Annotated in this window: 13 protein-coding genes; 12 read left to right on the top strand and 1 reads right to left on the bottom strand. The window is 58.3% G+C overall.

Annotated elements, in window-relative coordinates:
• Positions 1-257 (bottom strand): hypothetical protein (locus ACNKID_RS07320; RefSeq protein ID WP_417912785.1); only part of this gene is annotated, 257 nt, incomplete at its 3' end.
• Positions 258-345: 88 nt separating this feature from the next.
• Between ACNKID_RS07320 and ACNKID_RS07315 the strand changes: the two genes are divergently transcribed.
• The 12 genes from ACNKID_RS07315 to ACNKID_RS07260 all read left to right on the top strand — a co-directional run.
• Positions 346-1,740 (top strand): substrate-binding domain-containing protein, encoded by a 1,395-nt coding sequence (locus ACNKID_RS07315; protein ID WP_417912784.1) that lies wholly within the window; start codon positions 346-348, stop codon positions 1,738-1,740.
• A 129-nt stretch (positions 1,741-1,869) separates the two neighbouring features.
• Complete coding sequence (locus ACNKID_RS07310; RefSeq protein WP_417912783.1) at positions 1,870-2,073, top strand: hypothetical protein; 204 nt, start codon at positions 1,870-1,872, stop codon at positions 2,071-2,073.
• Positions 2,074-2,312: 239 nt separating this feature from the next.
• A complete protein-coding gene (locus ACNKID_RS07305) occupies positions 2,313-2,522 on the top strand; it encodes a type II toxin-antitoxin system HicB family antitoxin (RefSeq protein WP_417912782.1) in 210 nt (69 codons plus the stop codon).
• Positions 2,523-2,537: 15 nt separating this feature from the next.
• Positions 2,538-2,780 (top strand): UPF0175 family protein, encoded by a 243-nt coding sequence (locus ACNKID_RS07300; RefSeq protein ID WP_417912781.1) that lies wholly within the window; start codon positions 2,538-2,540, stop codon positions 2,778-2,780.
• A complete protein-coding gene (locus ACNKID_RS07295; protein WP_417912780.1) occupies positions 2,777-3,250 on the top strand; it encodes a DUF3368 domain-containing protein in 474 nt (157 codons plus the stop codon). Before ACNKID_RS07300 ends, ACNKID_RS07295 begins: the two co-directional genes overlap by 4 nt.
• Before the next feature lie 112 nt (positions 3,251-3,362).
• Positions 3,363-3,569, top strand: a complete 207-nt coding sequence (locus ACNKID_RS07290) for a hypothetical protein (RefSeq protein WP_417912779.1) — start codon at positions 3,363-3,365, stop codon at positions 3,567-3,569.
• A gap of 169 nt (positions 3,570-3,738) precedes the next feature.
• Positions 3,739-4,629, top strand: a complete 891-nt coding sequence (gene pstB, locus ACNKID_RS07285) for a phosphate ABC transporter ATP-binding protein PstB (protein ID WP_417912778.1) — start codon at positions 3,739-3,741, stop codon at positions 4,627-4,629.
• Positions 4,630-4,643: 14 nt separating this feature from the next.
• Positions 4,644-5,078, top strand: coding sequence for an arsenate reductase ArsC (locus ACNKID_RS07280; protein ID WP_417912777.1), 435 nt, complete (start codon positions 4,644-4,646; stop codon positions 5,076-5,078).
• A 33-nt stretch (positions 5,079-5,111) separates the two neighbouring features.
• Positions 5,112-5,768, top strand: coding sequence for a phosphate signaling complex protein PhoU (phoU, locus tag ACNKID_RS07275; protein WP_417912776.1), 657 nt, complete (start codon positions 5,112-5,114; stop codon positions 5,766-5,768).
• Positions 5,769-5,935: 167 nt separating this feature from the next.
• A complete protein-coding gene (locus tag ACNKID_RS07270) occupies positions 5,936-7,954 on the top strand; it encodes a YfbK domain-containing protein (protein ID WP_417912775.1) in 2,019 nt (672 codons plus the stop codon).
• A gap of 155 nt (positions 7,955-8,109) precedes the next feature.
• A complete protein-coding gene (locus tag ACNKID_RS07265) occupies positions 8,110-8,481 on the top strand; it encodes a helix-turn-helix domain-containing protein (protein ID WP_417912774.1) in 372 nt (123 codons plus the stop codon).
• Positions 8,482-8,565: 84 nt separating this feature from the next.
• On the top strand, positions 8,566-8,741 hold a 176-nt coding region (locus ACNKID_RS07260), incomplete at its 3' end, for a site-2 protease family protein (RefSeq protein ID WP_417912786.1).

Genomic DNA, 8,741 nt, shown 5'->3' with positions numbered 1-8,741 from the left:
GGCATTTGAAGCGTCGGATATAGTGTTTGAAATGTAAAACAGGGCGTTTCAACTCGCAAAAAGATCAGCAAAAACAGCGCAGGAGGCAGCCATGGCACGTTTTCCCGCTTCCAGCCATCTTTCTTTTGCTGCGTTATCTTTTTTGAACGCTTCTTCAGTTTGCTTGGGCAAGAAAATTCTCGCCCAGGCATTTTTTGCCCCCTGCGGCTGCCCGCCTCTAACCATTTCTTCTCTCCTGCCTCATCCTTTCTGAACATTTCTTCAGTTAAGTAGCTCCCTGATCAATCCATGCGCTGTTCCGCACAAGGAACAGCGGACAGAACCAATGGCTTTCAGGGGAAAAGAATGAAGAAAATCCGAGCCGCACAGCTGTTTGCGCTGGCCTCTCTCATGACGCTTGCCGCCGCAGCCCGCGCGCAGGACAGGCCTGACCAGCAGCAGAACCGGCAGATCATCCTCCGCCTGCATGGCTCCAGCACCATTGGCGCGGCACTCGCGCCTGATCTTGCCAAAGCCTTTCTGCAAAAGATGGGAGCGGATTCGGTCCGTCAGACAGATGTCTCCGCTGGCACGGAAACCGACATTGAGGGCTATTTTGCTGCGGACAAGCAGACTAAAGTCATCGAAATAAAGGCGCACGGCTCCTCGACCGGCTTTAAAGGATTGCAGGAAGGGCAATGCGACATCGCCATGTCCTCGCGGAAAATCAAAGGCAGCGAGGCGGACAGCCTTGCTTTCCTGGGCGACATGACCAGCAGCGCCAGCGAGCATGTTTTGGGCATAGACGGCGTGGCGGTCATTGTCAACGCCGGCAACGCCGCTGTGTCCAAGCTGAGTTTTGCCGCCTTAGGCGACATCTTCTCTGGAAAAATCACCAGCTGGTCGGAAGTCAGCTGGAATGACGCGCCAGTCAGCATTCAGGCCAGGGATGAAAATTCAGGCACGCATGACACCTTCAAAAGCATAGTCTTGGGAAAGAAGGAGCTGAGCAAGACAGCCTTGCGATATGACTCCAATCTCAAGCTCTCTGAGGCAGTGAGCGCGGATGCCCATGCCATCGGCTATTGCAGCCTGCCCTATGTGCGCGGCAACAAGGCGCTGGCTGTCTCTGACAGCGGCGCGGCTGTCTTGCCCACGCTGTTCACTGTTGCCACAGAAGATTATCCTCTCAGCCGCCGCCTGTATCTGTACGCTCCGGCACATTCGGAAAACCGCTGGATCGAAGAATTCATCAGCTTCGCTTTGGAAGACAAAGCAGGGCAGCTTTTGGTCAAAAAGCATAACTTTGTTGATCTGATTGTTTCTGCGGCGGCGCATCGTGTCAATATTGCGCCGGGCAGCACGCAGAACATGGAAAGACTTGGCCATTATCTGGCCAAAGTGCGAGGAGCGAAAAGGCTTTCCGCAAACTTGCGCTTCAAAGGAGAGACCTTTGAGCTGGACAACAAGGCGCTGCAAGATCTGAAAAGGATAGCGGCCTTTCTGCATGAGAACAAGACGCAGGAAATCATGCTCGCCGGTTTCTCCGACCGCTCTGGAGAGGGGCAAATTGGCTTGGGCGACAGCGACGCTGACGCTGAGCGTTCCTGCAAGCAGGCGGAAGCGGTCAGGAACGAGCTGGCTGTCCATGATGTCAGCGTGAGCGAGCTTCTTTGCGTCGGCAGCGAAGTTCCTGTCGCCTCGAACATGACGCAGACTGGGCGCGAGAAAAACCGCCGCGTGGAGGTTTGGATTCGATAAGCCGCAGGGCCGATTTGTGTCTCATCAATTCCTCATGGCATTCAAACAATTGCCTGATGACAGCCTTGTACGCTGCGCTGGAAGGTGAAGAGAAGAGACCTGTCAGACATGGTTCCCAAGGAGGAAAAAATGCAGACAGAACGAAATGCGGCGAACACGTTGGAGCGGGCTTTGGAGAAAGCGGCGAAAATCATCTGCTCATTGCAGTATGGACGCTGTCCTGTTCAGGAAAAGAACTTTCCCGGCTGTCCAACGCCTTGCACTGAGGACATTGTGCCTTGGCAATGCTGGGTCGCCTACCTGCGGGCCACAGCAGCCGTCGCGGCGGCCTGAGCAAGGCAGGCGAAAGCGGGCCGGACAGCGCGGCGGCCCGCGCCTTTGCTCCTCCGCGCAGCTCCTGGCGCACCGAACGCGCATCCCGGCCTGCCTGTTTGCTGACAGAGGCCGGGCAAAACAGGCGGGCGGATTCAGCCGCATCCTTGAACAGAATCTGTTTCTGTGATAGAGTGTTTGAGTGTTTTCTCTGCCTGCCCTGAGCGCAGACACATGCCAAGAATGAACAGGAGAAGCGCATGGAACTTTCCGCAGTGCTGACCGCTGCCCCTGAAGGCGGCTATGTGGCATTCAATCCTGAGACAGGAACGACAACGCAGGGCGAGACCATTGAGGAGGCTCTGGCGAACCTGCGCGAGGCCGCTGAGCTGTATCTTGAGGAATTTCCCGCAATCATCACAAGCCGTCCTTTTCTGACCACCTTTGAGGTTGCGCCTCATGCCTCCTGAATGATGGAAAAAGTCATGCGCATAGAATGCCCCGCCGAATTGCTGCTGGGGCTGCACGTCAACATTGAACGCCTTGCGGAAATGGTGAAGCTGGAGGCGGCGGTTGCCCTGTTCAAGAAAGGGAAGATTTCATCCGGCATGGCTGCAAAGTGGCTGGACATGCCCAGAGCGGTGTTTCTTGTGCAGGCGATGGAGCAGGGAGCCGCGCTGCTGGAGGATTCAGCGGATGACTTCCGCCGGGAGACGCGGCTGCTGTGATTGTTTTTTCCAACACCACGCCGTTCATCGCCCTGTCTTCCATTGGCCAGCTTGAGCTGCTGCCGCGTCTGTTCGGCACGGTGCGTGTTGTGCCGGAAGTTGCTGAGGAATGCCGCGCAGGCGGGCTGATCGCCGTGCCTGAGCTGGCGGAATTGCCGTGGATACAGCTTGCGCCGTCGTCTTCTGAGATCAGCAGCCTTCCTTTGCTTGAGCTGGACAAAGGGGAGAAGCATACCATTCACGCCGCCTGCGAGCACAAGGCAGAGCTGGTCGTGATTGATGAGAAAATTGCCCGCAATGTGGCCGAGTATCTCGGCCTTTCTGTCATCGGCACCTTGGGCGTTCTCTTGAATGCCAAGCGGAAGGGGATGATTGCCTCTTTCTCGCAGTGCGTGGAGGAGATGCAAAGAAACGGCCTGCGTTATCACCCCCGCCTTGTTGAGCGGCTGAAGTGTGAATGCGGGGAATAACATCCTGCTGGCCAAGGACGCTGCAATTCGCCGTTGCTGCTGCCTGACCTGACGGCGCGTTGCATTGCAGGTGGAAAGAAAAAGCGGAACCGTCAGGCAATGAGGCGTTGCCGTGAATCCTGCTGCCTTGAAGCATGATACTGTCGTTGCGGAAATCCACGCCGTCCGTGAACGGCTTGCCGAGGAATACCGCAATGACCTGCTTGCGTGCTCCGAAGCGGCTGAAGCGCATTGCCATGCTTTGGGATTCCGCTTTGTGGAAAGCCCGCGCCGTCAGGTCATGCAGGAAGCACCTCTGCAAGCTGTAGCCAGAGGCTGAAAAATATTTAGGCAACATACCGCCCAACATTGCGGGGCAGGGGCGGTTCGCGAATCGCCCCTGCGGTGCCGCCGTGCGTGGGAGCGGCTTTATCTATCCGGCGTTACACCATCACCGTGCTGCTGCTCAATCTGACGGCGCGTTTTATTATTGTGGAGGAAAAAAAGAAATGACTGCTGCCACGGATGCCGCCGAGCGGCTGCTGCGCCGCGCCGCCGAAGTGGAGGAAGAGGATGACGACGACAAGGTGCGGATTGACGCATTCCTGCATCATTTCCGGGAGGAAGAGGAGCAGGACGCGGCAGCTCCGGCCAAAATCTCCGCCCGCAATCTGAATTTTTATTACGGCGAGCATCAGGCTCTGTTCGAGAACAACCTCGACATCGCTGAAGGCAAGATTACGGCAATCATCGGGCCGTCGGGCTGCGGCAAATCCACGCACATCCGCATCTACAACCGCATCTTCGAGCTGTACGGCAATCAGCGGGCTGAAGGCGAGGTGCTTTTAGACGGCAAAAACCTGCTTGATCCCGGCACTGACCTGATCGAGCTGCGCCGCCGCGTGGGCATGATCTTCCAGAAGCCGACCCCGTTTCCCCTTAGCGTCTTTGAGAACGTCGCTTACGGCCTGCGCCTGCATTTCAAAATGCCGAAGAGCGAGCTGAATGGCCGGGTGGAATCCGCTCTGAAAAAAGCCGCGCTCTTTGACGAGGTGAAGGACAAACTCGACAAGCCGGGCATCGCGCTCTCTGGCGGCCAGCAGCAGCGGCTCTGCATTGCCCGCACTATCGCTTTGGAGCCGGAAATCCTGCTCATGGACGAGCCGACTTCGGCCATTGATCCGGTTGCGACCCGCAAGGTGGAGGAGCTGGCCGAATCGCTGAAGGGCAATTTCACCATCGCCATTGTCACCCACAGTATGCAGCAGGCGGCGCGCATCTCCGACTTCACCGCCTTTTTCTACAAAGGCCATATTGTTGAATACGGCCTGACCAGAGAGCTGTTCACCAATCCGAAGCAGAAGCAGACGGAAGATTACATCACGGGCCGTTTCGGCTGACGGAGGAAGAAATCATGGCAGGAAAAAAAGCAGTGCTCTTTGTCTGCATTCATAACTCCGCCCGCAGCCAGATGGCCGAAGCCTTTCTCAAGCAAATGGGCGGCGGACGCTTCGAGGCGGCCAGCGCGGGCATTGAGGCCGGGCGGCTCAATCCGCTCGCGGTCGAGGCCATGCAGGAAATCGGCATCGACATCAGCGGCAATCCTGTGAGCAACGTGTTTGACCTGCTCCAGCAGGGGAAAACCTTTGACTATGTGATCACGGTCTGCGATGATGCGTCTGGCGAACGCTGCCCGCTGTTTCCCGGCCAAGCCGAGCGGCTGCACTGGCCCTGCGATGATCCGGCCAAGCTGACTGGCAGTCGCGAGGAACAGTTGGAGCGCGTCCGGCAAATCCGGGAGCAGCTCAGGCAGCGGGTCGCGTGGTTTGTTGAAGAACGAAAACTATAACATGCCTGCCACGAGCAAGGGAGAGCACACGGCATGATTCTGCATCGGAAAATTCAGAAGATTAAAAAACGCCTGCTGGCTATCGGCGCAATCGTCGAGGAGCAGGTGGATCTGGCGGTGAAAAGCATCGTCAACCGGGACAGCGAGCTGGCGCAGAAGGTCATTGACGGCGACGTGGCCATTGACCTGATGGAGGTTGATTTGGAGGAGGAGTGCCTGAAGGTGCTGGCTCTGCATCAGCCCATGGCCGTTGATCTGCGCATGATCATTGCTGTGCTGAAGATCAACAGCGATCTGGAGCGGATCGGCGACTTGGCCGTGGACGCGACCGAGCGGGCCATTGCCTTGGTTGATCAGGCACCGATTGAGTTCCCCTTCGACATCCCGGCCATGTCCAAGGCTGTGCAGAAGATGCTCAAGCAGTGCCTTGACGCGCTGGTCAATCTGGACTTGGAGCTGGCAACAGAAGTCTGCGCCTCAGACAACGCTGTGGATGCCATGCACGCCGAGGTCTACCGCAAGGTTGAGGAAGCCATCCTTCAGCATCCTGAAAGCATCAAGCAGCAGCTCACCTGCCTCAGCGTCTCGCGTTATTTGGAGCGCATCGCTGACCACACCACCAACATCGCTGAAGATGTGATCTACCTGATCAAGGGCAATATAGTCCGGCATCAGGAGGATATTTACTGAATTCCTTCTACAGGGGCGGCCTGCGAACCGCCCCTGCGGCTGCTCCCATTCTTGACAGACTGCTGGAAGCGGAGTATTCTTTTGCCCGCTTTGTCTGTCATGCCCTTGTTCCGCCGATTGAACCCGGTTCAGTCCGCTCCCGCCAAACTCCATCTCAGGAGGCCGTCATGAAGCTCAGACAGTTGCTTGTGTTCCTGCTCATCCTTGCCTTAGCCGGATGCTCTGAAGAGCCTCCCAAGCCGGAAAAGAAAACGGCAGGCAGTGCGCCGCCAAAGATCAGCGCGCCTGCTCCTCCTATACCGGAACAGCAGCCAACACAAGATGCCGCTCCGGCTGCTTCCCAGGAGAAAGAAAAAAGCACCCAGACCAGCGGGGCGGTTTCACAGCCGGAACCGCAACAGGAACAGACTGCTGTTCCTGAAGCTGCTCCCCCGGCAAAGAAAAAGGAAGGGGCTCCTGCTGAACACAGCTCCTCGAAGCAACCTCCCGACCCTTTTGCCGACATTGTGTCGGGCATAGCGCAGGGGCTTCAAACAGACTCAAGCTTAGAAATAGACAGCAACTATGACAACAATGCTGGCAATCCTGTCACGCAGGGTGTTAATGTCCGTAAAGGAGAGGTTGCGACATTAACAATACAGGGTGCTGTTATAAGCAGCAGTGCTGGCAATACTGCTGTGCAGGGCATCAACGTGGTCACTGCTGAGCCTGCTGTCAGCTATGCTTCAGCACCGATGCCCAGCATCACGCCTCCTTCCCCTCCCCCGCAGGACGGCGAGACCTATAACAAGGCCAAGGAGACCGGCTTTCTCAGCCCGCTGGCCAAGCCGCTCTCCACCTTCTCCATAGATGTGGACACCGCCTCATACAGCAACGTGCGGCGGCTCATCAACGAGGGGCAGCGGCCGCCCGCAGGCGCGGTGCGGATTGAGGAGCTGATCAACTACTTCAGCTACGCCTACCCGCAGCCCGGCGGCGAGCATCCGTTCTCTGTCACCACCGAGCTTGGCCCCTGCCCGTGGAGCAGCAGCCATAAGCTGGTGCGGATCGGCCTGAAGGCGAAGGATATGGACAAGAAAGAGCTGCCGCCGTCCAACTTAGTCTTTCTGATTGATGTCTCAGGCTCGATGGCTGACGCGAACAAGCTGCCGCTGCTCAAGCAGGGGATGAACATGCTGGTGCGGCAGCTGGGCGCGAAAGACCGGGTGGCCATGGTCGTCTATGCGGGCAGCGACGCAGTGGCCTTGGAGCCGACTCCAGGCTCGGAGCAAGGGAAGATTCTCGCTGCCATCAACGCCCTTGGCGCGGGCGGTTCGACCCACGCTTCCAGCGGCATCGTCACTGCCTATCAGCTTGCCGAGCGATCCTTCATCAGCGGCGGCAACAACCGGGTCATCTTGGCTTCGGACGGCGATTTCAACGTCGGCGTGACCAGCCCGGAGGCATTGCAGAAGCTGATTGAGGAGAAGCGCAAGACCGGCGTGCATCTGACTGTGCTTGGCTTCGGCATGGGCAATTACCGCGACGACACCATGGAGATACTCGCGGACAAGGGCAACGGCAGCTATGCCTACATTGACAGCCTGCTGGAGGCTAAGAAGGTGCTGGTCAAGGAGATGAGCGGCACCCTGTTCACGGTGGCCAAGGATGTGAAGATCCAAGTGGAGTTCAATCCGGCCAAGATCAGCGCCTACCGCCTGCTTGGCTATGAGAACCGCGCCTTGGCGGACGAGGATTTCAACAACGACAAGAAGGACGCGGGCGAGATCGGCGCAGGGCACACGGTCACTGCCCTGTACGAGCTGATTCCAGTCGGCGCGCCGCCGCTGGTTGATCCGCTCAAATACCAGAAGCCGGAGCAGAAGCCGCTCCCTGCCGAGGGCGCGGCCAGCAGCGAGCTGATGACGGTCAAGCTGCGCTACAAGCCCTTGCACGCGGACACGTCTGTGCTCTTGGACACGGTGGTTGCGGACAGCGACACTGCCTTGGCGCAGACCAGCGCGGACTTCCGTTTCGCCGCCGCTGTGGCCGGGTATGGCATGCTGCTGACCGGCTCTGAGCTGGCAGGCGGGCTGACGTGGCCGCAGGTCATTCAGCTGGCCAAAGAGGCGCGGGGCAGCGACGAGGAGGGGTACCGGGCTGAGTTTTTCCGTCTGGCAGAGAGCGCGGAGCTGCTGAGCAAGTAGGCTCCTACCAGCTCCTTCCGTTTGGCCGCCTGCCGGGCTTTTCCTCAGGGCTGCATTTTCAAATTGCGGGAATCCCTACGCGGTGGTATGTTGTGCTCGTTTGCGCTGCGCCGCAGCATGAACGAGCCAACAAGACCCATACTCAGCAGCAGACTATGACCTCGGAAGAATTCACCCTGTACCGGAAGAAACTCGACAAGACCCAGAAGGCCCTTTCCAAGCTGCTGGGCGTGTCCTTGAAGGCAGTCCAAAGCTACGAGCAGGGCTGGCGGGCTGTGCCTCTGCATATCGAGCGCAAGCTGCTCTTCCTGGCGGTCAACCAGCGCCGCGAGGACAATGTCAAACGGAAGGAGTGCTGGACCATCAAGAAATGCGCCTGCAAGAAAGACTGCCCGGCGTGGGAGTTCCAGGCTGGCCACCTCTGCTGGTTCCTCAACGGCACCCTGTGCGAATGCACCTCCGGGCAGGAGGGCAGGGACAAGATGGAAATCTGCCGCGAGTGCGAGGTGCTGACCTCGCTGCTCTGATCCCCTGCCTGCCGCCGCAGAACTGCCGCCTGCCGTCGCATGAGGCAGGCCGGTTCTGCGGCCTCTTCTTCATTCCCCCACACCATGGACATCAGACAAGCCCTGCTCAGCTTCCTCATCATCGCGCCGCCGTTCCTCTTCGCCCTGACCCTGCACGAGCTGGCGCATGGCTGGGCCGCATGGAAGCTGGGCGATCCCACAGCCAGGAACGCAGGCCGCCTGACCATGAACCCGCTCAAGCACATTGACCCGCTGGGCGC

Source organism: Candidatus Electronema sp. TJ (genome assembly GCF_048287355.1).
Lineage (GTDB): Bacteria > Desulfobacterota > Desulfobulbia > Desulfobulbales > Desulfobulbaceae > Electronema.
Note: the sequence above shows the minus strand (reverse complement) of the source record. Positions and strands in the feature narration are given on the sequence as shown.